Annotated in this window: 24 protein-coding genes and 1 riboswitch; of the genes, 15 read left to right on the top strand and 9 right to left on the bottom strand. The window is 72.6% G+C overall.

Annotated elements, in window-relative coordinates; all coding sequences use genetic code 11:
• Positions 1-41 precede the first annotated feature (41 nt).
• The 3 genes from ACTEI_RS24080 to ACTEI_RS24065 all read right to left on the bottom strand — a co-directional run bounded on the left by ACTEI_RS24080 (position 42) and on the right by ACTEI_RS24065 (position 4,159).
• Positions 42-425: a DUF5655 domain-containing protein gene (locus ACTEI_RS24080; RefSeq protein WP_122982369.1), complete on the bottom strand. Its 384-nt coding sequence runs from the start codon at positions 423-425 to the stop codon at positions 42-44.
• Positions 426-1,075: 650 nt separating this feature from the next.
• Complete coding sequence (locus ACTEI_RS24070; protein WP_307837891.1) at positions 1,076-1,201, bottom strand: DUF4326 domain-containing protein; 126 nt, start codon at positions 1,199-1,201, stop codon at positions 1,076-1,078.
• 57 nt (positions 1,202-1,258) lie between these two features.
• Entirely contained in the window at positions 1,259-4,159 is a 2,901-nt protein-coding gene (locus tag ACTEI_RS24065) for a GH92 family glycosyl hydrolase (protein WP_122979733.1), read from the bottom strand.
• Between the two features lie 138 nt (positions 4,160-4,297).
• On the opposite strand from ACTEI_RS24065, the gene ACTEI_RS24060 reads away from it, so the two are divergent.
• A complete protein-coding gene (locus ACTEI_RS24060; protein WP_122979732.1) occupies positions 4,298-5,596 on the top strand; it encodes a hypothetical protein in 1,299 nt (432 codons plus the stop codon).
• Positions 5,597-5,615: 19 nt separating this feature from the next.
• Here the strand turns inward: ACTEI_RS24060 and ACTEI_RS24055 are convergent, their stop codons facing one another.
• Positions 5,616-6,155 (bottom strand): LysM peptidoglycan-binding domain-containing protein, encoded by a 540-nt coding sequence (locus ACTEI_RS24055; protein ID WP_122979731.1) that lies wholly within the window; start codon positions 6,153-6,155, stop codon positions 5,616-5,618.
• Positions 6,154-6,331: riboswitch (cyclic di-AMP (ydaO/yuaA leader) on the bottom strand. It overlaps the preceding gene by 2 nt.
• Positions 6,332-6,705: 374 nt before the next feature.
• On the opposite strand from ACTEI_RS24055, the gene ACTEI_RS24050 reads away from it, so the two are divergent.
• From ACTEI_RS24050 to ACTEI_RS24035, 3 genes are all read left to right on the top strand, one after another.
• Positions 6,706-7,575 (top strand): family 43 glycosylhydrolase, encoded by an 870-nt coding sequence (locus ACTEI_RS24050; RefSeq protein ID WP_122979730.1) that lies wholly within the window; start codon positions 6,706-6,708, stop codon positions 7,573-7,575.
• A gap of 7 nt (positions 7,576-7,582) precedes the next feature.
• Positions 7,583-8,947, top strand: coding sequence for a glycoside hydrolase family 43 protein (locus ACTEI_RS24045; RefSeq protein WP_122979729.1), 1,365 nt, complete (start codon positions 7,583-7,585; stop codon positions 8,945-8,947).
• A gap of 527 nt (positions 8,948-9,474) precedes the next feature.
• On the top strand, positions 9,475-9,786 hold the full coding sequence (locus ACTEI_RS24035; protein ID WP_239082510.1) for a hypothetical protein: 312 nt from the start codon (positions 9,475-9,477) through the stop codon (positions 9,784-9,786).
• Positions 9,787-9,877: 91 nt separating this feature from the next.
• Here ACTEI_RS24035 and ACTEI_RS24030 read toward each other — a convergent pair whose 3' ends face one another.
• Complete coding sequence (locus ACTEI_RS24030) at positions 9,878-10,537, bottom strand: Tat pathway signal sequence domain protein (RefSeq protein ID WP_122979726.1); 660 nt, start codon at positions 10,535-10,537, stop codon at positions 9,878-9,880.
• Positions 10,538-10,674: 137 nt separating this feature from the next.
• Complete coding sequence (locus tag ACTEI_RS24025; RefSeq protein ID WP_122979725.1) at positions 10,675-11,589, bottom strand: hypothetical protein; 915 nt, start codon at positions 11,587-11,589, stop codon at positions 10,675-10,677.
• Positions 11,590-11,772: 183 nt separating this feature from the next.
• On the opposite strand from ACTEI_RS24025, the gene ACTEI_RS24020 reads away from it, so the two are divergent.
• From ACTEI_RS24020 to ACTEI_RS24005, 4 genes are all read left to right on the top strand, one after another.
• Positions 11,773-12,504, top strand: coding sequence for a TetR/AcrR family transcriptional regulator (locus ACTEI_RS24020; protein WP_122979724.1), 732 nt, complete (start codon positions 11,773-11,775; stop codon positions 12,502-12,504).
• A gap of 158 nt (positions 12,505-12,662) precedes the next feature.
• Positions 12,663-13,268, top strand: coding sequence for a DUF6230 family protein (locus tag ACTEI_RS24015; protein WP_122979723.1), 606 nt, complete (start codon positions 12,663-12,665; stop codon positions 13,266-13,268).
• A gap of 2 nt (positions 13,269-13,270) precedes the next feature.
• Positions 13,271-13,702, top strand: a complete 432-nt coding sequence (locus ACTEI_RS24010) for a DUF6114 domain-containing protein (RefSeq protein ID WP_122979722.1) — start codon at positions 13,271-13,273, stop codon at positions 13,700-13,702.
• 231 nt (positions 13,703-13,933) lie between these two features.
• Positions 13,934-14,266: a hypothetical protein gene (locus tag ACTEI_RS24005; RefSeq protein WP_122979721.1), complete on the top strand. Its 333-nt coding sequence runs from the start codon at positions 13,934-13,936 to the stop codon at positions 14,264-14,266.
• A 1-nt stretch (position 14,267) separates the two neighbouring features.
• Here the strand turns inward: ACTEI_RS24005 and ACTEI_RS37315 are convergent, their stop codons facing one another.
• A complete protein-coding gene (locus tag ACTEI_RS37315; protein ID WP_164465793.1) occupies positions 14,268-14,438 on the bottom strand; it encodes a hypothetical protein in 171 nt (56 codons plus the stop codon).
• Positions 14,439-14,603: 165 nt separating this feature from the next.
• Here ACTEI_RS37315 and ACTEI_RS24000 point away from each other — a divergent pair, with 165 nt between their 5' ends.
• Positions 14,604-15,713 carry a pectinesterase family protein gene (locus ACTEI_RS24000; protein WP_122982367.1) on the top strand — a complete coding sequence of 370 codons (1,110 nt, stop codon included), beginning with the start codon at positions 14,604-14,606 and terminating at the stop codon, positions 15,711-15,713.
• Between the two features lie 309 nt (positions 15,714-16,022).
• Here ACTEI_RS24000 and ACTEI_RS23995 read toward each other — a convergent pair whose 3' ends face one another.
• Positions 16,023-17,213, bottom strand: a complete 1,191-nt coding sequence (locus ACTEI_RS23995) for an MFS transporter (protein WP_239082509.1) — start codon at positions 17,211-17,213, stop codon at positions 16,023-16,025.
• 507 nt (positions 17,214-17,720) lie between these two features.
• Between ACTEI_RS23995 and ACTEI_RS23990 the strand changes: the two genes are divergently transcribed.
• The 6 genes from ACTEI_RS23990 (at position 17,721) to ACTEI_RS23965 (ending at position 24,793) form a co-directional block, all read left to right on the top strand.
• Complete coding sequence (locus tag ACTEI_RS23990; RefSeq protein WP_122979719.1) at positions 17,721-19,163, top strand: Y4yA family PLP-dependent enzyme; 1,443 nt, start codon at positions 17,721-17,723, stop codon at positions 19,161-19,163.
• Positions 19,160-20,476, top strand: coding sequence for a pyridoxal-phosphate dependent enzyme (locus ACTEI_RS23985; protein WP_122979718.1), 1,317 nt, complete (start codon positions 19,160-19,162; stop codon positions 20,474-20,476). Before ACTEI_RS23990 ends, ACTEI_RS23985 begins: the two co-directional genes overlap by 4 nt.
• Complete coding sequence (locus ACTEI_RS23980; protein ID WP_122979717.1) at positions 20,463-21,650, top strand: aminotransferase class V-fold PLP-dependent enzyme; 1,188 nt, start codon at positions 20,463-20,465, stop codon at positions 21,648-21,650. Before ACTEI_RS23985 ends, ACTEI_RS23980 begins: the two co-directional genes overlap by 14 nt.
• 88 nt (positions 21,651-21,738) lie before the next feature.
• Positions 21,739-22,485 (top strand): class I SAM-dependent methyltransferase, encoded by a 747-nt coding sequence (locus ACTEI_RS23975; protein WP_239082508.1) that lies wholly within the window; start codon positions 21,739-21,741, stop codon positions 22,483-22,485.
• Positions 22,486-23,039: 554 nt separating this feature from the next.
• The gene (locus tag ACTEI_RS23970) at positions 23,040-24,335 is read left to right on the top strand and encodes a helix-turn-helix domain-containing protein (RefSeq protein ID WP_164466067.1); all 1,296 of its coding nucleotides are present in this window, start codon (positions 23,040-23,042) and stop codon (positions 24,333-24,335) included.
• A gap of 92 nt (positions 24,336-24,427) precedes the next feature.
• Positions 24,428-24,793, top strand: coding sequence for a hypothetical protein (locus ACTEI_RS23965; protein ID WP_145830917.1), 366 nt, complete (start codon positions 24,428-24,430; stop codon positions 24,791-24,793).
• A gap of 31 nt (positions 24,794-24,824) precedes the next feature.
• On the opposite strand, the gene ACTEI_RS23960 is transcribed toward ACTEI_RS23965, so the two are convergent.
• On the bottom strand, positions 24,825-25,610 hold the full coding sequence (locus ACTEI_RS23960; protein ID WP_122979714.1) for a GGDEF domain-containing protein: 786 nt from the start codon (positions 25,608-25,610) through the stop codon (positions 24,825-24,827).
• Between the last annotated feature and the right edge of the window lie 34 nt (positions 25,611-25,644).

Below are 25,644 nucleotides of genomic sequence, written 5' to 3'. Positions count from 1 at the left end.
TTGTCCGTGCCGGAAGCGGCTGGGAAGGACTTACCGCCGTCCTACGGCGCTGCCGGCCGGTTGAGGTGGGCGCCCTGGCCGACCTCGTATGCCTCGGCGATCCATGCGGCGAAGTCGTCGTCGAGCTGGTCGAGGTGGGTGACGCGGAAATGGTGCACGAACAGTTTCCTGGTGTATGGCGAGGATCGCCGGATCTGCGGGCCGTCCACCTGGCGTTGCAGATCGAAGTATCCGTCCAGCCTGGTGGCGCCGGGGGCGGCACCGGCGAAGCCTCGGTGGCTGCCCTTGAGGGTGATCGCGGTCTTCGCCACCGCGTACGTGAACGGCCCGCAGCGTGTCGCGATCGCGATGAAACGGTCGTAGAGCGCGACGACCTCGGCGGGCTTGTCCTCGAGATGGCGCTCCACAGTCCAGTCGTCACTCATGCCGATCATTGTGCCGGTGGGGTACGACATCCGCGGCAACGGCGTTTGCACCCAGGACTCTTACGGGGCACACCCGCGCTCACCAGCCAAGATCACGCTTGAGCGTGACTTCCCGGACGTTGGTCCCCGACACCCATGCCCAGCTGACCGCTACCACCACAAGCCAGCCAGAGCCCACGATCCGGTCGCTGCGCACATCGGGCCTCGGCGCTGTGACGGTGCCGGGCCCTGTGCGTACTGCTGTTTCCAGCCGGTGGTCCCGTGGTCGACGGGCGGCGGTCCTCGGCTACGCCGTCGAAGCAGCCCCGGCCACCTACCTCGTCCTGCGTTACCTGCTCCACCGCGGCCACCTCCTGCTCAGCTACTACGGTTTCCGCGTCGCCCGGCCCGGCGGGCGTGACACTGCACATATGACCAAGTCAGGGAGAAACAGCGGCAGCGGCAGGAGCCGCTCGACGGCAATGACCACCGCGGCAGCGGCCCGGATGCGGTCGGCCGCCGCGAAGAACCCCTCCAGCCGGACCGCGCAGACCGGCGCCGCACCACGGGCACAGCGAGGCGCGGCACGCAACAGCGGCCAGGCCGGACGGAGCGCCCGGTAGTCGTCTCCGCCCCACCGGGCGCCTTCCAGCGCATGAGGCCCCGCTCCCTCAAGGGAGCAGGGCCTCACCGGCGGCGACCTCCAGCAGCACCTGCGCGTGGCACGGCTGGCCCGGCGGGCACCAGCACGCCAGGTCCCGCCCGGCGAGCGCGGTCCGGACCGCGTCCACGGTCACCCGGCGTCACGACAGCGACCGTGCCCGGAACGGAGCAGCCGGGCCCGTGCGGAGCGCTCAGGACACGGCCACGTCGAAGACGTGCATGATCCCCCGGTCGGTGCCCTCCGGCAGGATGACCGCGTCCACCGTGCGGGCCGGGTCGAGGGCCTGCGGGGTGGTGGCGAAGACGCGGAACGTGCCGGTCCCGGCCGTACCGTTGGCGTTGTTGCGGCCCTGCACCGCGACCACCTCGGCGTTGCCGGCCGGCGCGAGCGCCGCCCAGTCACCGAAGGTGACGTTCACCCGCTGGGCGGTGCCGTCGGTGTACTGGACGGTCGCGGTGCCGGTGGCCGGGCCGTTGGTGGCCAGACCGAGGAACGAGACCGCGGTGGCGGCCCGGTTCGGCAGGTCGATCCGCTGGCCGTGGGGGATCCAGTTGTCCGGCGTGCCGGGCGCGGCGGACGGCCAGGTGAAGACGATGCCGGTGCCGGGCAGGGGGAGCGCGGCGCCGGGCGTGGCGCCGGCCGCGGCCAGCGCGGCGCGCGACAGCGACCAGTCGCTGAGGTCCATCGAGCCGAGGTCGCCGCGGCCGTCCCGGGTGGTTCCGGCGTTGTTGCGGGCGTCGGCGCCTCCGGTGTACGACGGTGGCACGTCCGCCGCGCCGGTGCCCCACGTGCCGGGGGTGTCCGACATGGTGAAGTCGAGCGTGCCGCCGACCCGCAGGAACGACGCGTCGATCCAGCTGGCGGTCTGCCGCTCGCCGTTGACCCGCAGCCCGGTCACGTACCGCGCGCCGTCCGCGACGCCGTTCGCCTTGATCTTGATCTTCTCGCCGCCGGCCGGGCGAATCCCGATCTTGCGGAACATCGGGCCGCCGACCACCAGGTCGCCGGTGCCGTAGACGGCCGGGTAGAGGCCCAGGTTGGCGAAGACGTACCAGGCGCTGAGCGAGCCCTGGTCGTCGTTGCCGGGCAGGCCGGACGGGCTGGTGTCGTACATCTCGGTGACCGCCCGGTACAGCACGTCGGTGGTCTTCGCCGGCGCCCGCAGCCAGTGGTAGACCCACGGCGTGCCGAAGGCCGGCTGGTTCGACAGGTAGTTGCCGGTCTGCGTGTACGCGCCCGCGTCCAGCTGCGCCATCAGCGTGTCCAGCTGCGCGGTCGCCGCCGCCACCCCGCCGCGCTTGGCGATCAGCGTGGCCAGGTTGTGCGGGACCAGCCAGCCGTACTGGTAGCCGGTGGACTGGTTGAACTGGCCGCGCCCGGCGGCGTCGTCGCGGACCCGCAGGTCGAACGAGCGGTCGAAGCCGGTCCGCTCGCGTGGCCGGATGTGCCCGGTGACCGGGTCGAACACGTTCATCCAGCTCTGCGCGCGGGCCATGAAGGCGTCGTGCTCGGCGGTGGCGCCGAGGCGGCCGGCCAGCTGCGCGATGGCGAAGTCGTCGATCGCGTACTCCAGCACGCGGGAGGTCGCGAAGTCGCCCTTGCGGTTCTCGATCAGGCCGGTGGCCGCGTACTGGTGCGCGTCGGTCCGCCGGGAGCCGGTCACCGGCAGCCGCTGGGTGGCCACCATCGAGGCCAGCGCGCCGGCCCGGTCGTAATCGGTGGCGCCCATGTCGTCCAGGGTGGCCAGGACGACCTGCAGGTTGTCGCCCTGCATCCGGGAGGCGCCGGGCGCCCAGCCGCCGGTCTGCTCGACCAGCGCCATGATCGACCGGTTGATGTCGTCGGCCACCCGCGGGAAGGTCAGCGCGATCAGCTGTGCCTGGCTGCGGTACATGTCCCAGCCGGTGCCGGCGAAGTTGATGTTGCGGTAGAAGTGCCGGCCGGCCGCGACCCGGTGCACCCGGCCGTCGTGGCCCAGGTACTCGCCGCCGGCGTCCTCGCCCACGTTCGGGTGCAGCAGGGCGTGGTAGAGCGCGGTGTAGAACGTGGTGCGCTGCTCGGCGCTCCCGCCGTCGGCGTCGATCGTGCCGAGCGCGTCCGTCCAGAGCTTCCTGGCCCGCTGGCGTACGGTGTCGAAGCCCGCCCCGCCCACCTCGGCGTCCCGGTTCGCCGCGGCGTTGGCCACGCTGACGTAGCTGAACCCGGTCTTCGCGGTCACCGTCACGCCGTCGGCGAACGTCAGCCACGCCCCGGTGTCGTGCCGGTAGTCCACCCCGACGTCGGCGCCGCTCTTGAGCGCGTGCGTCGAGCCGGCGGTCATCTCGGCGTCGTTCCAGGTGCCGTACGAGGTGAACGGCTGGTCGTAGGTGGTGGAGAAGTACGCCTTGTAGTAGTTGCCGTTGTCGCAGACGTCGACCCCGTACATCCAGCCGCTGACCGTACGGGTGGCCGGGTCGACGGTGACCTCGCTGCCGAACGTGCGGTTGTTCGGCCCGGAGACGTTCAGGATCAGCGTGGCCGCGCCGGTGAAGCCGTACCGGCTGACCGCGGTGCGGGTGCTCGCGGTCAGCTCGGTGCTCACCCCGTTGTCCAGCGCGACCCGGTAGTAGCCGGGCTGGGCCACCTCGTTCTCGTGGCGGAAGGCCAGGTGGTAGCGCTTGACGTCGGCCGACGGGTTGACCGGCAGCACCCCGCCGGGCAGGGCGCCGGCGTACGGGATGGTGGGGAACTCGTACCCGCCGTAGCGGCCGGTGCAGCCGGTGCCGGAGTGGCGGGTCAGGCCGAAGCCGCGGATCAGCGTCGCGGTGTACTCGTACCCGCCCTTCTCGCCGACCAGCGGGTTGCCCGGCCGGTAGGTGGTGGGGCTGGGCTGCACCATGCCGAACGGCACGGCGGCGCCGGGGTAGGTGTTGCCGTACGCGTCGTTGCTCTTGTTCTGCGTGGTGTCCATCTCGGTGCCGATGAACTGGTCGACCGCGTCGTATGCGGACAGTTCCGCGGCCGCCGCCGCGGGCGCCGCGAGCGCCGCCACCGACAGCACCGGCGCGAGGACGCCGGCGAGCAGCGCTCTTCCGGAAAGAAGGTTGGTCATTCGGGTCATCCTGGTGTCCGGAGGGGACCGGCGCATGGCCGCGAGACGTCGGACAGCCGGCGGGCGTCCAGCCTGCGGGTCGAGGGTCGCCCCGGCGGCCTAGGATCGGGTGGCCCGACCGTGAGAGGTACGAACGACGTGAGCTGGTTGATCCTCGACCGCAGCAGCCCCGGCACGATGATCGGCATCGACGGCCGCGGCATCGTCGAACGCACCGAGACCCCGGGAACCGCCGACAGTGCCACGATCACCGGCGGTGCCACGATCACGGAGAGTGCCGGGATCACCGACAGCGCCCGGAGCCCGGAGACGGCCGGAAGCCCCGAGAGCACCGGGAGCGTCCAGACCCCCGGGAGCCCGGAGACCATCGGCAGCCCCGGGACCGCCGAGGCCGGCGCGCCGCCGCCCGGCATCGCGGAGACCGTGGCCGAGTGGGAGGAACCGGCCGGTCGCGGCGGCTGGGCGGTCGAGGACTGGCAGCCGGAGCCGGAGATCGTGGCGTACGCCGGGCTCGGCGCCTGGGAGGCGGTCCTCGCCCGGGTCGGCCGGCACGCCCAGCTCGGTGTCCGGCGCGGCGGTGGCCGGCCGGACTGGCACGGCATCAGCAAGTCCCCGGCGGACATGAACCGCGGCATGGTCGGCGCCACCCTGCTCGCGCCGCGCCGGCTCGCCGAGGTGACCGCCTGCACCTCGCGCGACGATTTCACCGGCGTCCAGGTCCGCGGGGCCCAGCGCGTCCAGCAGATGGTGGTGCCGCGGATCGTCGAGCACCCGCCGGGCGAGGAGCTCGAACCGTCGATGATCCGCGGTGTGGTGACCGGCACGGCCGCGCAGGCCCCGGCCGCGCCCCTGGACCTGCCGGAGGAGCTGACCGCCGAGCTGCTGCGGCGGCTGCGCCGCCGGCCGGTCGACACGGTCCGGATCGCGGTGGGGCTGCGGGTGGCCGAGACCTGGCGGCTGCCGGACGGCTACGAGCTGCCGCTGGTCTACGACGTCGCGCCGGGCCGGAGCCAGGGGTACGTCCTCGACGAGAGCACCGGGGAGCCGTTGACCGAGGTGCAGACCTGCCGTGAGCACCACGTGACCGGCCGCCTCGACTGGTGCGTGTACTGCCTGAACCCGACCTGCGCCGCCTGCCCCGCCGCGGTCCGGCCGTGCCGCCTCTGCCAGGGCACGGTCTGCGGGGACTGTGTGGCGCCCGACGGCCGCTGCCCGGCCTGCTCCGGGCTGGCCAAGGTGGGCGTGTTCGGCCGTGGCCGGTTCGGGGTGTCGCCGGGCGGCGCGGTGTGGCACAACGCCGTGCCGAACGTGCAGGTCACCGTGCGCCAGGAACGGGACTGGTGGACGCTGGAACGCTGGGACCGGTACGACCGGGTCACCTTTCCCCTCGACGTGCACACCGTGCAGGCCCTCAAGGGCTGGCTGGGAGTGCGGTGACCCGGCCGGCGCCGGTGGGTCAGAGCCGGATGCGCTGACCGGGGAAGATCATGGTCGGGCTCTTCAGCCGGCTCTTGTTGAGCTGGTAGAGCGCGCGCCAGCCACCCTTGACGTGGTACTTCCGGGCGATCCGGGCGAGGGTGTCACCGGACTTGACCACGTACGTCTTGCCGGAGGCCTTGGCCTTCTTCTTCGGCGACGCCTTCTGGCGCACGCCGGCCTTCTTGCCGCACACCGGCCACGGGCTCAGGCCCCGCTTGGCGTACAGCTTCTTGGCGATTTTGATCTGCTCGGCCTTGCTGGCCCGGTCGGCGGTCGGGGCGTACTTCGTCCCGCCGTACGCCTTCCAGGTGCTGCGGCTGAACTGCAGGCCGCCGTAGTACCCGTTGCCGGTGTTGATGTGCCACCTGCCGCCGGACTCGCACCGCGCGAGCCGGTCCCAGTTGACGCCGGCGGCGCTGGCCGGGGCGGCCGGCGCGAGCAGCACGCCGGCTCCGGTCACACCCGCGGCGACCAGGCTGAGGGCAGCAAGGCGCGTTCGTCTTCCGATCCGAGACATGAATGATCCTCCACGCCTGCGAGGTGAGCTGTCGGGTTCGGGCAGAGTGGCCCGGCCGTCTCACGCGGCTTCACCCCGAGGCGCGCTCGTTCCAGCGCGCCGGAAAACGTGGGTCCCCCGCTCCTGCCGTCGAGTCGCGTCTGTGGAACGGCGGCAGGATTCGGCGGTCCGTCCACAGTGCCCGCAGCGCGGGACGCTCCGAACGGTAACCACGCCGACCGGGACGCGACCAAGTTTTACGCCCTGAATAGTGACGTTCTTCACGCTAATCAGCCGATTTGATCTTGTTCGCGCCCTAAAAGGACAGGCATGTCGGACAGTGGCGGGGAGGGGGCGCCCCGCGGGTGCCGCGGGCGTGGGTGCCGAGGTCCGGGCCGGGGGCGGGAGTCGTGTTCTTGACAGCGCCGCAACCTGAGCGCAATCATTCAGAAACTTCTACGCGTGGATGGCCGCCATCGGTCTCTTCCAGGCGAGATCCCCCCTGTTTCGCGTACGAACCATCCCCGTCCGCGCTGAATTGTTAGCGCTAACAGCACGTGAAGGAGCCGGCATGAGCCGATCCCGCGTCCGCACCGCCGTCACCGCCGTCCTCGCCCTGCTCCTCGGCGCGCTCGCCCTGCCCCAGCCCGCCGCGGCGGCCACCACACTGATCTACGCCACCTTCAAGGGCGACGCCGCCGCCGACGAGGAACTCTGGATCTACCAGTCGACCAACGGCGGCACGAGTTACAGCACGCTGACCGACACCAACTTCCACGGTCCCACCGGGGTGCTGCGCGACCCGAGCATCCTCAAGCGCAACGGCGTCTACTACGTCGCCTACACGGTGCAGTCGTGGACCACCAACAGCACCTACTTCTCCATCGCGTCCAGCACCAACCTCACCAGCTGGACGAACATCGCCAGCATCCCGGCCGGCGTCAGCGGCGCGAACTACACCTGGGCGCCGGAGTTCTACGTCGAGGGCGGCAGCGTCAAGCTGATCACCAGCGTCGCGTCGACCAGCTGCTCGTTCTGCTTCCGGCCGTACGTCTACACCGCGCAGAACACCGCCCTGACCAGCTGGAGCGGCCCGGCGCAGATGTGGGGCCTGGGCACCAACCACATCGACACGTTCGTGGTGAAATCCGGGAGCACCTGGCACGCCTTCACCAAGAACGAGACCACCAAGTACATCGAGCACTGGACCACCACGGCGAACCTCACCGAGGGCTGGGTGAACAAGGGCACCCTGTTCGCCGCGGGCTACGAGGGACCGTCCCTGGTCAAGCTGGACAACGGCAGCTGGCGCATGTACGTGGACCACTACAGCGCCGGTGACGGCATCTACACCGCCACGAGCTCCGACCTGAACACCTGGAGCAGCCTCAGCAAGATCACCTGTTCCGGGTGCCGGCACGGCACCGCGATCGCGAAGTGAGCCGCGGATGAAGCGACGTTCCCTCATCCTGGGCGCCACCGGAGCGCTCCTGGTCCCCGGCGCGGCTCGCGCCGCCGCCACCTACTCCGGGTACGCCATGGCGTACTTCACCGAGTCCCCGACGATGGCCGCCGCCAACTACGGGCTGCACCTGGCCGTCAGCGCGGACGGGCTCAACTGGACCCCGCTCAACCAGAACAACGCCGTCGCCACGCCCACCCTCGGCAGCCGGGGCCTGCGCGACCCGTTCCTGCTGCGCAAGCAGGACGGCACGTTCGTGGTGCTGGCCACCGACCTGAACGGCACCGACTGGTCGTACCGGAGCCAGTACCTGCATGTCTGGGACTCGCCCGACCTGCGCACCTTCACCGGCTACCGGCTGCTGAAGGTGCACTCGCTGGCCACCCACGCCTGGGCGCCGGAGGCGTACTGGGACGCCTCACGCGGGCAGTACGCGATCGTCTACTCGGCGGTCAACGGCACCGGCCACAACGTTCTGATGGTCAACTACACCAGCGACTTCGTCACCGCCTCGGCGCCCGCGGTCTTCTTCGACCCCGGGTACGACGCGATCGACGGCAGCTTCGTCACGGCCGGCGGCGTGACCTACATGTACTACAAGAACAACACCAACAGCACGCTGCTGGGCGCCCGCTCGTCGTCGCCGGCCGCGGGCAGCTTCACCGTCTACACCGGCGGGATCGGCCCCGGCCGCGGGGTCGAGGCGCCGCAGATCAGCAAGTCGAACACCGCCGACGTCTGGCACATGTGGGGGGACACCTGGAGCCCCAACGGCCGGTTCTTCTGCTGGCAGACGACCAACCTGGCGGCCGGGAACTGGACCCTGCTCAACGACCGGGCCTACACCCAGCCGCTGAACTCCAAACACCCGGGGATCACTCCGCTGACCGGCACCGAGATGTCGAACCTGACCGCCCGGTGGGGGACACCCGCCTGGAACCGGATCACGTCGTACAACTTCCCGGACCGCTACGTGCGGCACGCCGACAACGTCGCCCGGATCGACACCTATCCGTTCGACCCGTACCAGGACCAGCTGTGGACGCTGGTGCCCGGCCTGGCCGACCCGGCCGGCGTGTCGTTCCGCTCGGTGAACCATCCGGACCGGTACCTGCGCCACTACAACTACGCCGTGGTGCTGAACCCGAACGACGGCACCGGCACGTTCGCCGCGGACGCCACCTTCTACCGCTCGCCCGGTTTCGCCGACGTCTCCTGGACGTCGTTCCGTTCCTCCAGCCACCCGGACCGCTACCTGCGGCACAGCGGCTACGTGCTGCGCATCGACCCGGTCACCAGCGGTTCCGCCACCACCGCCAAGCAGGACGCCACCTTCCGCATCGGGTACTGACCCCGGCGGCACGCCGGACCGATCCGCTCCGCCGGCTCCGGCCGCACCGGGCGGGCCCGGGCGATCCGGGCCGGATCGTGGTCGAAGCCGGTGACCGTGTGCCCGGCGGTCATCGCCGCCCGGGCCGGGACCGGTCCGGCGCGGTCCTGCCGATGACGGCGACGCGGTGGCTGTGCGCCGGCGCGGGTGCGATGACGATGGCGGTGCTCCCTGCCGTCGCGGAGGTCCCGGGCGAGAAAGAACCGTGGGCCAGGTCGGCTCTTTCGGTGATCGCTCGGTGGTGGTCCACCGATCGGTGGGCGCGACAGGTGTCCGAGCGGCCGGCAGCCCGGGGTCCGGTCGGTCCGTTGAGCCCGGGACGTCACTGACCGTACGGATGGCCGTTTTTCCCGGACACCCCGGGCGTGACCTTCGACCTTGACAGGCGCGGCTAGTCCCAGCAGGGTATATCCGCTAGGGCGGTTGATCTCGGACGTCTCGGCGCTACGCCCGCCGGCAACACGCCAGTCGGCAGAGGATTACACACGGTGAGGGGGACCGGGGTGGACCTGGATCCGCAGGACTACGACGACCTGCTGCACGGCGCGTCGATGGTGGAGCGCTGGCGGCGCAGCGAGCACGCCGTCGCGGTGGCGGCGGAGCTGATGAGGCTGCACGGCGGCACCGTGCCGATGACCGAGCTGCTGTGGGCCGGCGCGGAGGCGTACCTGCCCCGTCAGTGGAACGCCGGCCGGGCCGCCGAGCCGGCCGTCGCCGCGGCCGAGGTCTACGACCGCTGGCGCCGGCTGCACGAGCGCCGCCTGCAACGCCGCCAGCAGCAGCCGGACACCAGGAGCTGACCACCCGCCACGGCGCCCCGCGGACGGTGCGCGCAAGGCGCCGGCGGCTCCGCGGGGGACGGAGCCGCCGGCGGGTTCGGCCCGGCGTCGGTCAGTTGACGAAGACCGGGGCGGCGGCGGAGTTCCTCACCGGCGTGTACTTGGCGGTGAAGTAGCCGTTCGGGACGCAGGCGGCCGGGCCGCTGCTCTTGTTGAACTGCTGGTCGACGAACGTGATCGAGTTGTCGGTGTTGCTCGCGGTGCCGCTGATGGTGTTGCCGTTGGCGACGAAGTTGCAGGTCACCGTACCGAGCAGGGAGCGCAGCACCAGGGTCGCGGAGATCGGCCGGGCGGCGGTGCCGGTGACCGTGACGGTGCCGTTGCTGGCCACCGTGGTGGCGTACGGCTGGTTGTTGATCGTCACGCTGTTGACGCCGGTGACCCCGGGCACGCCGGTGACCGTGCAGTTGGAGACGGCCAGGGCGGAGCCGAGCGTGGCGCCGCCGGGCGCGGTCGGGTTGTTGCTGACCACGGCGCTGAAGTTGGAGGCGTTGCACTTCATGCCGTTGCTGCCGCCGGGCGCGGTGGCGAACAGGCCCTGGGTGCCGGTGGCCAGCCCGGCCGAGATGGTGTCGCCGGCGGCCACCGCCGGTCCGGCCGGGGAGCCGGTGGTCAGCACGGCGGCGGCCGCGTCGGCCCGGACCGGCCCGGCGAACAGCAGGGTCAGGGCGGCGCCGGTCACGGCGGCGGTGGTGATGCGGTTCCTGTGCATGGGAGTGCACCTTTCGTGGGGGACGGGACTTTCAACTGTGCGGAGCGGGCTCACGGTGCGGGGTGGCGTACGTTGCGGGGGTCGGCTCACCCGGCGGGGGCAGTCACCGCGCCGGGACGGCGCGCCCGGACGGCGGCTCAGCGCGCGGAGGCGGCCAGCGCCCGGTCGAGGTCGTCCAGGCTGGGGGAGACCGCGAAGCCGGTGTCGTTGCCGCTGAACTCGACGGCGTTGCGGCCGCCCGCGGAGGGCAGGCCGAAGGCCAGGTTGATCAGGGCGTCCAGGCTGCCGGGGAGCAGCCCGCAGCCGTTGGCCCGGGGCACCGCGTAGGCGTTGTCGACCAGCCGGGCGCCGCGGAAGCCGACGCCGAGCGTCTGGAAGCCGTTCGGGTCCGGCTCGATGGTGATCGTGCCGGCGTCCCCGGTCACCGGCCGGTTCGGCGCGGGCGGGCTGGTGGTGCCGGTGGTCGGGCTGAACCGGATCGGGTTGCTGTCCGAGCCGATGTAGCACCTGGCGCCGAACAGCGCGTTGTACAGGTGCAGCTTGACCGGCAGGACGAAGACCGGGGTGTTCTCGCCGGTGGCCAGAGGCACGAAGTCGGTGATCTCTCCGGCCAGCTCGACCTTGGCGAAGACACTGGTCACCCCGGGGATGATGTTGGCGATGCCGGGGATGGACACCTGGAGCGGCCGGGCCACCAGGGTCTTGCCGCCGGCCGCCGGGACGGTGGAGTAGACGTTGGCGACGGTGCCGTCCGGGAACTCGCGCACCGGCGCGCTCGCCGGCCAGTAGACGCCGAACTGCAGAGTGATCGGGCTGGTCAGCGGCACGACGTTGGAGCCGATCGTGACGCTGCCGCCGTGGGTGACCGAGTACACGCAGCCCACCTGCAGGTGGGTGGGGTCGGTCATGGCCGGTGCGGACAGCGGGCAGTTCTGCATCCCGGCGTAGGCGCCGCCCGGCGCGGCGGCGTGGGCCGGATTCGCGGTGACGGCCAGGATCGTCGCGGCGGCGGCGACCGTGGCCAGCAGGGATCTGAGCCGTGACGCTGTCATGGCGTCACTCCTTCGCTGGTTGCGCGGTGGATGGTGGGGGAGCGGCCCGGCCGCGTCCGCAGCGTTCCGGGGCTTGAACGGGAGGCGATACTGGAGCGACCCGCTTCGTGCACCATCGAGATCCGTACCTGACGGTATGAGAAACCCCGGCGGTATGTCATGTCAAGGCATTGAGGTACGACGATGATTGAATCTGTTATCGGCCCGCTCCCGGGGGCCCGCGCCGGGCGGGACCCGGCCCGTGCGATCAAACGCGGTCCGCGCTCGCTGCCGCCCGAGGTCATCGCCGCCACCCAGCGCGAGCGCCTGTACGACGCGCTGGTGCACACGGTCGCCGAGAAGGGGTACGCCAACGCCCGGGTCAGCGACATCTGCGCCGCCGCCGGGGTGACCCGCCCGGCGTTCTACGCGCTCTTCGCCGGCAAGGAGGACGCCTTCCTGGACACCTACCGGCACGGCACGGGCGTGGTGCTGCGGTTGATGGACACCGCGTACGCCCAGGCCGGCGACTGGCGGGCCGGTGTCCGGGTCGCGCTGCAGGTGCTGCTCGACGTGCTGGCCAGTGTCCCGGCGTTCGCCACGATGGCGATCGTGGAGATCGACGCGGCCGGTCCGCTGGCCCGCCGGGAGCGCACCGAGTTGCTGGGCCGTTTCGCCCGGTTCTTCGCCGACGCCCCGGCGGTGCCGGACGGCCTGGTCGGCGCCGTCGTCGGCGGCGTCTACGCGACCATTCACGGTCACGTGGCCGCCGGCCGGGTGGCGCAGCTGCCGGACCTGCTGCCGATGCTCAGCTACTTCATGATGGCGCCGTTCGTCGGCCGCGACGGCGCCGCCGCCGAGCTGGTCGCGCCGCCGCCCGGGGAGCGGGTGGTGGCCCCGTGCGCCACGTCAGATACCGACGGGGTTTTTCACTGACTGAACCCGGCTCCGCTGTGCTTGACGCCTCTGTTACCGCGGCGTAACTTCCTCGAAATCCATCGAGAAACGCCAATGGCGACGCGCCGGGTGCGCATCCGCAGTGCGCACGCCGGCGGTCGTCGCCCGTTGCCGGAGGAAGTCGAAAAGGAGACCGGATGTCCTCCACACGTCACGGCCGGACCCGCTGGCGCCGCTTCGCCGCGATGCTGCTCGGCGGCCTCGCGGCCACCACCGGCCTGATCCTGCTGACCGGCAAGGGGGTGCTCGCGGCGTCTTTCTCGATCTCGGGAATGCCGTTCACGGTCACCTCGCCCAAGTTGCACGGCTACGGTTTCGAGCAGTACGCCGTGCTCGACGAGATGGCCCCGGACAGCCCGAACGCGGGTGACACCGGGGGGCAGATGATCCTCATCGTCTCGGCGATCAACGATGCGGAGCTGGACGGGCTGTGCCAGAGCATCAGCCTCGGCGGCATCAACCTGAAGATCTCCGCGGGCAGCGCCACCAACAAGGTCAAGGCCGACAAGCTCGTCGTCGACTCCGACCTGATCACCGGTAACGCCGAGTTCAAGAACATCGACATCGGCCAGGACGCCAGCACGCTGAACCGGGTGCCGGGCATCAAGGGCGGTCTCGGCGTCTTCGGCCAGCAGGCCGAGGAGGTGACCATCACCAACCTGCGGCAGGTCAACTACGCCACCACGGCCGCCACGTTCCGCCTGCCCAGTCTGCGGATGTCCTTCACCTCGGACGGCTGCTGACCATGTCCGGCATCGGCGTACCGGTAGGGGAGGGCGAACCGCAGCCGGCCGGGGCCGCCGCGCACCGGGCCTCGCCAGGCGTCCGCGCCTGGCGGGCCTGGCGGGCCTGGCGTCGCAGCCGGCCGTTCTGGGGCGGCCTGCTGATCCTGGCCGGCGGCCTGGAGATCCTGATGACCGTGTGGGCGCCGCTCGGCGTGGTGCTGCACGTCGGCATGCAGAACTTCATCGGGTACGTGGTGCCGATCGTGATCGTTCTGTGCGCCCTGCTGCTCTGGTTCCATCCGGCACAACGGGTCTTCTATTCGCTCGTCGCCATCGTGTGCGGGCTCGGCTCCTGGCTCACCTCGAACATGGGTGGATTCATCATCGGCCTGCTCCTCACGCTCATCGGCGGCGCGCTCGCGTTCGCGTGGGCGCACGACGAAACGGTGTGACTTTTTCTCCTCCCGCCGGGCCATCCCGGCATCCGACGAACGGGTCGTGTCGCTGCCCGAATGGGGGAACCGGAATTCTGCCGAGCTGCGATCGTTGTCCGATAACGCACTTCTCGGCAGCGGATTTCGGTGCGAAAAATTGCCATTCTCCAGCGGCCCGGAAACAGCGGCGTAAGTTTCTGGATGGCCGGGCTGTCCTGCCCGGATCGTCAATCAGGGGGAGACGTGACGATGAGCCTCAAGAAGATGTACGCCGCCACCGGAAGCCTGCTTTTCCTGGGTGGGATCGGCCTGGTCCAGGGCGCCATCGCGTCGCCGGCCGTGGCCGCGCCGGCACCGGCCACCGTGGTCACGGTGAATACCGGAACCGACACCGTGACCGATGAATGGGACTACCGGCGTGGCTATCGCGACGGTTACCGCGACGGCTGGCGGCAGGCCCGCGAGGACTGTGAAGCGCCGATCAGGAGCCGCAGCTACCGCGGTCGCGAAACCGATTACGAACGCGGATACAACCGCGGATTCCCCCGTGGCTTCAGCGCGGGATTCCGCGAATACTGCTGATTCACGGGGCGGAAAGGTACGGGACGGGCGCGCACCCGTCCCGCACCTGTTCCGGCGTCAGCTCGCCGAGGCGGAACAGCTTGGTGGTGAAGTCGAGGCCGCCGCTGGACGAGGTGATCTCGTACCCGAACTGAATGGTGCCCGGCGTGACGTCAGCGAACCAGCCGAGCATCGACGCTATTCAATGTGATGCGCCTCCGTCCTGGGCGGCGCGGTGGCGGTCGTGCGACACCGGCACCGCCGTCGCGTTGCGGATCCGGCGATTGACGTGCCGGGACCGACTCGCCTACGGTGCCCGAGGAAAGCCCTTTCCCACTGCTCGGGCCGGGAGGCAATGATGCGTCGGCGCACCTTCCTCGAACTCACCGCCACCCTCGGCGCAGGCGTAACCTGGCCGAGCGCTGCTGCCGCGGCTGCCGCCGTGCCGGGTACCGGCGCCGCCGACGGTCCGGGCGCCCGCCCGGGGCGCCGCCGACCGGATCTGATCGTCGCCGCCGACGGCTCGGGTGACCTCACCACCGTCCAGGCCGCGATCGACGCCGCCCCGTCCGGCGCGACCACGCCGTACGTGATCGGCATCCGCCCCGGCGCCTACCTCGGCCAGGTGGTCGTCCCCGCCGCAAAGACCTTCCTGGAGCTGCGCGGCCTCGGCTCCGGCCCGGCCGACGTGGTGATCGCCGACGACCGGGCCAACGGCACGCTCAAACCGGACGGCACCCCGTGGGGCACCTCGGGCAGCGCCTCGGTGACCCTGAGTGGCGCCGATTTCCGCGCCGCCGACCTCACCTTCGCCAACCTCTTCGACGAGGCCGCCCACCCGGAGATCACCAACCGGCAAGCGGTCGCCGTTCTCACCCGTGCCGACCGGCTGGCCTTCGAGAGGGTCCGGTTCCTCGGCAACCAGGACACCCTCTACGTCAACAGCACCGCCGCCGGGGTGATCGCCCGCGCCTACTTCCGTGACTGCCACGTCGAGGGCGACGTCGACTTCATCTTCGGCCGGGCCACCGCGGTCTTCGAGCGCTGCCGCATCCACTCGCTCGACCGTGGCAGCACCCCCAACGGCTACGTCACCGCCCCCAGCACCGACCTCGCCAACCCGCACGGCCTGCTGTTCGCCCGCTGCCGCCTCACCTCGGACGCCGCGGCCGGCACGGTCCTGCTGGGCCGCCCGTGGCATCCCGGCAACGACCCAAACGCCGTCGGCCAGACCGTCGTCCGCGAATCCTGGATCGGCCCGCACGTCGGCGAGACCGCCTGGAGCGACTTCGGCACCTGGCCGTGGACCCAGGCGCGCCTGCGGGAATACCGCAACGTCGGCCCCGGCGCGCTGGTCACCGCCGGGCGGCCCCAGCTCACCCGCGCGGAGGCGGCGGTCAACGAGATCCCGGACTTCCTGCGCGGCGCCGACGGCTGGTCCCCGGACCTGCCGCGCCACCGGGCCTGACCCGCCGGGCGGCCGACCCGTTCCCGGTACGACGCCGTCCCGCCGCCCGCTGTCCTCGGCGACGACCGCCGGTGCGGGTTCGGCCCGGACCGGGTGGCCCGCCGCACGGGCTCCGGAGCACCGGCTCGTTCTGCGGCGGGCTGTCGTCAGCACCGGGTTGACGACCCGGAGGCTGCTTCCGCGGTGGCGATGAGGCCGTGACCACCAGCTGGCGCCGGTGGGGGCTTCGAGGCCGGAATGACCACTGTGGGCCCCAGCCGGCATGTGCGGGCTGGTGGTGGTGGGTGCACGCGGTCTCGTGGGGGCGGGTCAGGCGGTTGCCGGAGCGGGGGCCGGGCGGGTGCGCGCGGCCCACCGGGTGACCGGCCCGTAGAGCAGGCCGCCGACCGCGAAGAACAGTCCCAGCAGCAGCCAACCCCCGGCGTGCAGGCCCAGTACGCACGCCGTGACCAGCGGCGGCGCCACCATGTCGCCCAGGCCGCGGCCGGCGAAGTACGTTCCCTGGTACTGCCCCTGCGCCCAGGACGGGGCCAGCTCGAACACGATGCCCCAGCTGGCGGTGGACAGCCACAGCTCGCCGAGCACGTGGGTCACCGCGGCCACGGCGATCAGCGTTCCGGCGACCCACGGTGAGCGCCCGGCGGTGCTCGCGAAGATCGCGCAGGCCAGCGCGATGACCACCGTGCCGCGCACGGCGTAGCGGCGGGCGGCGGGCAGGCCGTGCACCCCGTCGGTCATCCGTACCTGCAGCAGCACGCACCCGGCCGTGTTGATCACCAGGGCTGCCGAGATCAGCCAGAGTGGGGCGTGCGCACCGCTGGCCAGCCACAGGGGCAGGCCGATGCCGAGCAGGTCGTTGTAGGTGCTGGAGAGCAGGCCGTCCAGCGCGGCGAAGGCCAGGAACGGCCGGTCGCGCAGGGCGACGAGGCGCGGCCCGCCGGCCGGGGTGGTCTGTGGCGCGACGGCGGGAGCGCGGGTCAGCAGGGCGGTCGCGGCGAGGAAGGTGGCGGCGTTCAGGAGCAGGATCACGACGTACGCCGTATCGGTGTGCGCCAGCAGCGGCACGCTGCCGGCCACGGTGCCGAGCCCCATCCCGGCGTTGGTCATGGTGCGCAGCCGGGCCCGCATCCGCAGCCGGTCCGCGGCCGGCACGGCTCCGGCGGCGAGGGCGCCGTTGGCCCCCTTGGCCAGTGCGGTGGCCACCGCGATCACGCAGGACAGCAGTGTGAACGGCGCCGCCGAGTGCACCGCGAGCAGGGCGGTGTACGCCCCGGCGAGCACCATCATGGCCAGCAGGAGCAGCCGTTTCGGGCCGTACCGGTCGGCGACGTAGCCGAGCGGGGCCATCGCCAGCACGCCGGCGGCGGCCCCGGCACTGAGCCCGAGGGCGATCGTCGCGGGGCTGAGCCCGGCCACCGTGGTCAGGAACAGAACGCTGGTGGTCAGGTAGGCGCCGTTGCCGAACGCGTTGATCAGCGAGGCGAGGAGGAGCACGCGCATACCGGCGATCTAACAGTACGTACGTACGGTTTTCAACCCCGCGCGGACCTCCGCGACTCCCGGCGATCGGGAGCGGCGCCGGCCGCATGGCCCGGAAATGCCCCCGGAGCTGCCCGTGAGCACGGCTTCTCCGGCACGCCGGGACGTCGCCAGCAGCGCGGCCGTCCCGCTCGCCCGGACCGTCGCCGACCTGCGGGTCCACGGTGGACGCCGGCCGCGTGCGCGGCCGGCCGGCCGTGCGGAGGCCACCGCGGTCCGGTCCGGCCCGGAAATCGTGCCGGGTGGCACAACGACACATCGCACTTTGTCGGGACGGCGATCAATGGCTTCACGGGATGAGTGAATGGGCGGGAGGCCGACCCGCCGCACCTATTCGTACGTGCTCATATGAGCATTCCTGTGGATCACCGACAAAACCGTTGACACGGCATTCACCCGATCCCCGTCTGGCTAGGCAACCCGCCGTCAGTTAGGTTGAAAAAACGCCGGTGAATTCGGGAGACGCAGATGCTCAGTCTGACGCCTAAAATCGATCCGACCATCCAGTCCCTGCTCGACGACCGCGACTTCCTCGCCGAACTGCTGGACGCGCTGGGTTCGCCGCTCGGCCTGATCCTGCCGCAGCGGGTGGCGGAAAACGTCGCCGCCTTCCGGGAGATCTACCGCCGGCACCGCCTCGCCGGCCGGTTGTTCTACGCGCACAAGGCGAACCGGTCCAGCGCGCTGCTGCGCGAGCTGGCCGCCGGGGACTCCGGTGTGGACGTGGCCTCGCTCGGCGAGTTGCAGCACGCGCTGGGCGCCGGGTTCACCCCGGACCGGATCGTCGCCACCGGGCCGAAGAACCGCGAATTCCTCTGGCTGGCGGCCCGCACCGGCGTCACGGTCAGCGTGGACTCGCACGACGAGCTCGCCGAACTGGCCGGCATCGTGGCCGGGCACCGGCTGCCCCGCGTCCCGGTCAGCCTGCGGCTGTCCGGGTTCGCCTCGTCCGGGGTGCGCGTGCTGACCCGCCGCAGCCGCTTCGGCACCCCGGCCGGGCGGCTGCCCGAGCTGCTCGACCTGCTGGAGAAGCGGGCCGACCACGTGGAGCTCACCGGGGTGGCGTACCACCTGGACACCATCGGGCTGCCGGAGAAGGCGGTGGCGGTGGAGGGCTGCCTGGCCGCCCTGGACGAGTGCCGGGCTCGTGGGCTGCGCCCCCGGTCGCTGGACATCGGTGGCGGCTTCGGCGTGAACTACCTGGCCGACGGCGCGGAGTGGGAGCGGTGGACCAGCGAGCTGGGGCAGGCGGTGCTCGGCCGCCGGCCGCCGCTGACCTGGCACGGGCACGGGTACGGGCTGCGCGCCGAGGGCGGCACCCTGCGCGGCAGTCTCGGGGTCTATCCGGCGTACCGGCCGACGGCCGGCGCCGGCTACCTGGACCGGCTGCTGGGCACCCCGGCGCCGGACCAGGGCCGGCCGCTCGGCGAGCTGCTGCTGGACCACATGTACGACCTGGACATCGAACCCGGCCGTGCCCTGCTCGACCAGTGCGGCCTGGTGCTGGCCCGGGTGCTGTCGGTCACCACCGGTGACGACGGGATCCGGGTCGGGCTCGACTGCAACGCCCGCGACGTCAGCCTGGAGGAGCACGGCGTGCTGATGGACCCGGTGGTGATCCCGCGTACCGGGCAGCGCCGCGCCGGTCCGGCCGGCGTCTACCTGTTCGGCAACCTCTGCCTGGAGGCCGATCTGATCACCCGCCGCCAGGTGTTCCTGCCGGTCGTGCCGCGCCCCGGCGACCTGCTCGCCTTCGTCAACACGGCCGGCTACTTCATGGACTTCAGCGCGACCGAAGCCCTGCACCAGCCGGTCGCCCGCAAGGTCGCGGTCTACCGGTCCGCGGGCCTGCGCCGGTGGTGCCTCGACGAGCAGTACTGGCCCGTCCACCCCCGCCAGGAGGTGCCATGAGACACGACGACATCACCGAGGCGATCGGCAACACCCCGCTGGTCCGCATCGACCCGGCCGTGCACGGCCTCACCCACGTCGACCTGTACGCCAAACTGGAGCTGCTCAACCCGTTCGGCTCGGTGAAGGACCGGGCCGCCTGGCACATGGCCCGGCCGCTGCTGGCCGGCGCGGATCCCGGCGCCACCGTGGTCGAGCTGTCCAGCGGCAACACCGCGAAGGCCCTGGCGCTGCTGGCCGGGATGCACGGGCTGCCGTTCAAGAGCGTCACCAACCGGATGAAGGTGCCCGAGATCAAGGAGCTGTTGCTGCTGCTCGGCGCGGAGATCGACGAGCTGCCCGGCCAGTCGGAGTGTCTCGACCCGACCGACAGCGACGACCCGCTCACCCGGATGTACCGGCGGCTGGCCGAGGACGGCGGCGGCTATCTGCACACCGACCAGTACTTCAACCAGCGCAACGTGGAAGCGCACGTGCACGGCACCGGCCCGGAGATCGTCAAGGACCTGGACGGGCACGCCCCGGACTACTTCGTCGCCTGCGTCGGCACGGCCGGATCGTCCACCGGCGTGGCCCGGGTGCTGCGCCAGCACAACCCGGACGTCGAGGTGGTCGGCCTGGTCGCCGCCAAGAGCGACTTCATCCCGGGCATCCGCACCATCGACGAGGTGCACGAGGTGGGCCTGTTCGATCCCGGCGTGTACGACGCCGTGGAGACGGTCACCGCGGACGACGCGATCGACGGGCTACTCACCCTCATCCGGCGGTGCGGGATCCTGACCGGGCCGACCGGCGGCGGCGCGTTCCAGGGCGCCCTGCGCCACCTGCGCCCCATCGACGCGCGCCTGACCAGCCGGAAGACCGCCGTGTTCATCGTCTGCGACCGGGTGGAGAGCTACCTTTCGTACGTCCGTGACCGCCGCCCCGAGCTGTTCGGCCGACCACCCCGGCGCAACTCCGCCCGCACCCTGACCGACGCCGAGGTGGCCGCCGCCCCGGCACTGCCCACCGACGCCGCCCAGCGCTGGCTCGCCGAGACCGGCGCGCTCGTGGTGGACCTGCGCAGCCCGTACGCCTACCAGGCCCTGCACATCGCCGGCTCGATCAACATCGTCGACGAGGTGTTCGCCGACCTGCTGCACGCCGGCCTGCCGTTCAGCCGCCGCCGCCCGGTCCTGCTGGTCTGCCCGGTCGGCGAGAAGTCGGCGAAGTACGCCGCGCTGCTCACCCGGATGGGCCACCCGGCCGTGCACTCCCTGGCCGGCGGGATCATCGCCTGGCGCGACGCCGGAGCCGAACTTGTCCGCGACTGAGCCGGCGTCCTGGCAGCGCGCGCTGCGCGAGCAGTTCCCGATCGTCACCGCCCACCCGGACGTGGCGTACCTGGACAGCGCTGCCACCGCGCAGAAGCCGCAGCCCGTCCTGGACGCCGTCATGGCGTATTTGACCAGCGAGAACGCCAACGCGGCCCGGGGCACGTACCCCTGGGCCAACCGCACCACCGCCCGGGTCGAGCAGGCCCGCGACCGGGTGCGCGCCTTCCTGGCCGACCCGGCGCCGGAGCGCTCCGGCGTGCACTTCGTCAGCGGCGCCACCGAGGGGCTGCGCGCGGTCGCCCGGGACTGGCTGGCGCCCCAGCTGCGGGACGGCGACGAGATCGTGGTCCCGTTCGCCGACCACAACGCCAACATCGCGCCCTGGCAGGAGGCCGCCGCCGTGGCCCGGGCTGGCGGCGCCCGGGTCACCCTGCGCGCCATGCCGTACGACAGCGCCCACGACTACGACGCCGCCCGCCTCGCCGAGCTGGTCACCCCGCGGACCAGGATGATCGCGGCCACCCACGTGCACCACGTGTACGGCAACGACATGCACCTGGCCCGGTTGCGCGCCGCCGCCGGGCCGGAGGTGCCGATCTGCCTGGACGCCGCGCAGAGTGTCGGGCACATGCCGGTGTCGGTGGCCGATCTGGACGTGGACTTCCTGGTGTTCTCCGGGCACAAGGCGATGGCCCTGCCCGGCACCGGCGTGATCTGGGCCGGCAACCGGCGCGGCCCGGCGTACGTCCCGGCCGGCTGGCAGGGCACGCCGAACACCAGCGGCATCGTCAGCCTGGCCGCGGCGCTGGACTGGCTGGACGCGGCCGGGCCGGACCGGATCGCCCGGTGGACGCGGGACCTGGGCGCCCGGCTCACCGCGGGACTGTCCGGGCTGGACGCCTACCAGGTGCTCGGCTGTCAGGACAGCCTGGCCGCCGGGTCGGCGGTGCAGCGCCGGCAGGGCATCGTCACCTTCCGGCACCGCGCGATCGGCTCCAACGACCTCGGGTTCATCCTGGCCGCGGACGGGCTGCTGGTCCGGGCCGACGGTCACTGCCAGGGGGAGCATGGCGAGGAGACCGCCTCGGTACGGGTGAGCCTGCACGTCTACAACACCGCGCAGGAGATCGACCGGCTGCTCGCCCGGCTCGCCGAGCTGAATTCCGCGTAGCCGCGACCGGGATCTGTTAAAAACGGTTGTCATTTCCCGTTGGGTCAGGTCCGGGGAGCCATCTCCGTGGGTTCAGAAAGCAGCAGCCATGACGACGACGCCGATCGCGCTCGACCCCGCCCGCGTCGCCGGCTGGCGTACCACCTGGGACGCGATGATGACCAGCTTCGTCCCCGGGCTGGCCGGGCTGGAACGCGTCCTCGGCGCCGCCGTCGAAGCGCTGCGCGGCGCGCCGCCCGGCCGGGTGCTCGACCTCGGCGGCGGCCCCGGCCTGCTCGCCGAACGGATGGCCACCCGCTGGCCGGACGCCACGATCACCCTGGTCGACCTCGACCCGGTGCTGCTCGAACTGGCCCGCGCCGGGCTGCCCGGCACGGTCGGCGTGGTCCGCGCCGACCTGGCGGCGAGCTGGCCGGCCGCCACCGGGGGCGCACACGACCTGATCACCGCGGTGATGACCGTGCACTACCTGACCCCGGAGGCGATCCGGGCGCTGTACGCGGCCGCCCGCGACGCCCTCGCCCCCGGCGGGCTGCTCGTCGTCGCCGACCTGATGCCCGACGACGGCCTGCCCGAGCTGATGGCCGCCCTCGACCCCGGGCCCGGCGAGGCCGCCGCCGAGCTGGCCTGGGCACAGTGGTGGGGAGAGCTCGCCGCCGTACCGGAATTCCGGCATCTGATGGCCGCCCGCGCCCGCCTCTTCCGCGACCGGCCGCCGGCCGCCTTCACCGCCGGCCTGAACTGGCACGCCGCCACGGCCCGCGCCGCCGGTTTCGGCGAGGCGGGAGCCCTCTGGCGCGAGGGCCGCCACGCGGCCCTGGCCGCGCGCCGCTGACGCTGGTCATGCGGCCTCGGCTGCGCGCCGCTGACGCTGGTCATGCGGCCTCGGCTGCGCGCCGCTGACGCTGGTCATGCGGCCTCGGCTGCGCGCCGCTGACGCTGGTCATGCGGCCTCGGCTGCGCGCCGCTGACGCTGGTCATGCGGCCTCGGCTGCGCGCCGCTGACGCTGGTCATGCGGCCTCGGCTGCGCGCCGCTGACGCTGGTCATGCGGCCCTGGCTGCGCGCCGCTGACGCTGGTCATGCGGCCCTGGCTGCGCGCCGCTGACGATCGTCACACAGCCCGGTCGTGCGTCGCTGACGCGGCTCATGCGGCCCGGTCCCGCGTCGCTGGCGCGGCTCTGACCTGGCCGCGTCGGCGTGGACCCGGTCATCTGGCCCGGCGAGGCGCGGCGCGGCGCTCCTAGCGGCGCCGGTCGCGGCGGTCCCGGCGCGGAGCGGGGCGACGACCTCGGCGGTGACACGGCGTTGATGGCCGGTTCATTACTGCAGTAATCTCAGCGGGAAGGCGGCCCGGCGCGGCCGCGTGGTCCGCTGACAGGATGTGCTCGTGGTCGCCCAGATCTCTCAGCCGGAGTTCGGCGTCCGGCTGCGGAAGCTGCGCACCGGGCGCGGCCTCTCCCAGCGTGACCTGGCGTCCGGCGCGGTCAACCAGTCCTACGTCTCGCTGCTGGAGTCCGGCGCCCGGGTGCCGACCCTGGATGTGGCCGCGCACCTCGCCAGGACTCTGGGCGTGCCGGTGACCGCGCTGACCGGCGACCTCTGCCTCGGCGCCGCCGAGTCCGCCGTGGAGTCCGCCGCCGGGCCCGCCGCCGGGCCGGCGGCCACCGCGCCGCCGGACGCCGACCTGGCCCGGCAACTGCTCGCCGCGAGCGCCATCGACCAGGGTGACCTGGAGCGGGCCGAGCGGTGGATCACCGGGATGTACGAGTCCGCCGTCGCCGCCGGCAATCCGGGCGCGGTCCTCAGCCACGGCATGGCGCTGGAGCAGGTGCGCGAGCTGCGCGGCGACCGGGCCGGGCGGTACGAGGTGCTGAACGCCCTGCTGCCGGCCGCCGACGCGGTCGGGGTCGTCGAGGCGCGGGTGCGGGTACGGGTCGCGCTGGCCGCCGCGGCGCGTGACCTGGGCCGGTTGGACGAGGCGTTCACGCACGTGGAACAGGCCGGGCGGGACATCCACGCGTCCGCGTTCCGCGGCAGCAGCGAGCACGTCAAGCTGCTGGCCGTGCACATCTCCGTGCTCGCCGAGTCCGGGGGCGGCACCGAGATCGTCCGCCTGGTGAACACCATGCTGGCGATGGCCGAGGAGCTCGGCAGCCCGGCGATCAGCGGGCGGGCCCGGTGGGCGGCCGGCGCCGCGCTGGCCGGGGTGGGTGAGCGGGAACGGGCGGTGGAGCTGCTCGGTGGCGCGCGGCGGATGCTGGCCGATCCGCGTACGCCGTTGCGGGACTGGGCCCGGTTCAGCCGGGCGGCCGCCTCCACGCTGCTGGACCTGGGCGCCGACCCGGTCGAGATCGAGCCGCACATGCAGGCCGCGCGGGCCGCGACCGCGGCCGGGTCGGATGTCGACAGCGGCCGGTTGCGGGCCCTCGAGGTGCGGTACGCGATCGCCACCGGAGCTCTGGAGCAGGCCGTCGAGATGGCGTCGGCCGTGGACGTCGGCACGCTGAACGGCCCGGACGGTGTGCGTTTCCGGCACGCGCTCGGTGGCGCGCTGGCCGCGACCGGCCGGACCGGCGAGGCGGCGCGGATGCTGCGGGACGCCGCGCGGGCGGCCGAGGGGATGGCCGACTACCGGCGGGCCGCCCGGCTCTGGCGAGAGCTGAACGAGCTCGGCGGGACGTAGCCCGCAGGCAATTACTACAGTCATCCACGGGTCGCGCCCGATCTCCGCTGTCCCTGGCGTTGACGCTGTTCCCCGCGCCGATTACGGTAGTGATGACTCTAGTAATACACGTGGGGGCGGGGATGGGCGCGGCGATCGAGGTACGACGGCTCGGCGGGCGGTACGCCGCCGCGACCCTCCTGTTCCTGCTGGCCGGACTCGCCCTGGCGCTGCCCGCCGCCGGTCACCCGGCGGGGACCCGTGACGACCTGCCCACCGCCGGACGCGCCGCGCCCGCCCCCGCGGGGACCCGCGACGACCTGCCCACCCCCGGACGCGCCGCGCCCGCCCCCGGGGGGACCCGTGACGACCTGCCCACCGCCGGACGCGCCGCGCCCGCCCCGGTGGGCGCCGGGGTCGGCGGCCTGCGGCTCGGCCGGGCCTGCTCGCCCTGGCCGTCCTCGGGATGCTGGTGGTGAGCGGCGAGCACCCGGCCGGTACGGCTCGCGGTCAGCGGGCCCGGCCGGATCGGCGGGCGGCGTCGAGAGCCGGCCGTCCCGGGCGGGACGGCACCTCGGGGCGGGAGCGCTCGCCGTACGCCACGACGCCGTCGCGGGACTGCCCGGCGGCCCGCAGCGCGGCCTCCGCCCGGTGCAGCAGTTCGGTCGCGGTGGTCGCGTGCACCGGATAGACGGCGGCGCCGGCCGTGACGCTGAGCTGGACCTGGAAGCCGTCCAGGTCGGCCGGGCCCCGCACGGCGTCCCGCAGGCGACGGGCCGTCTCCAGCGCGGCCGGCGCGGAGCCGACCTGGGGGAGCAGCACGGCGAACTCGTCGCCGCCGGAGCGCGCGACCGTGTCGGTGTCGCGCACCGCGGCGGTCAGCCGGGCCGCCATCTCGGCCAGCAGCAGGTCACCGACGCGCCGGCCGAGCGTGTCGTTGACGTCGGCGAGGCCGGTCACGTCGAGCAGCACCAGGCCGGCCGGCTCCTGGTCGGCGTCGGCGACGGGCAGGGTGCGTTCCAGCACGGCGGTCAGCGTCCGCCGGCCGGGCAGGCCGGTCAGGCTGTCGTACGGCGGCTGCGGACCGGCGCCGGCGTCGTCACCCGGCTCGGCGCCGGCGGCCCGGAGATGGCGCGCGCAGACCGCCACCAGCAGCAGGTCGACCGCGACGACCACGCCGACCGGCCACCGGCCGGCGCCCAGCGCGGCGAGCCAGCCCAGCGCCAGCACGCCCAGCGCGAGGCCGATCAGCGCGGCTCTCGCTCCCGCCTGTCCCCGCCATCGTTCGCCGGTCATGTCGCCCCGATCGACCGGGCGGCCGCCGCGTTGA

Origin of the sequence: Actinoplanes teichomyceticus ATCC 31121, from assembly GCF_003711105.1 — a bacterium.
GTDB classification, from domain to species: domain Bacteria; phylum Actinomycetota; class Actinomycetes; order Mycobacteriales; family Micromonosporaceae; genus Actinoplanes; species Actinoplanes teichomyceticus.
Note: the sequence above shows the minus strand (reverse complement) of the source record. Positions and strands in the feature narration are given on the sequence as shown.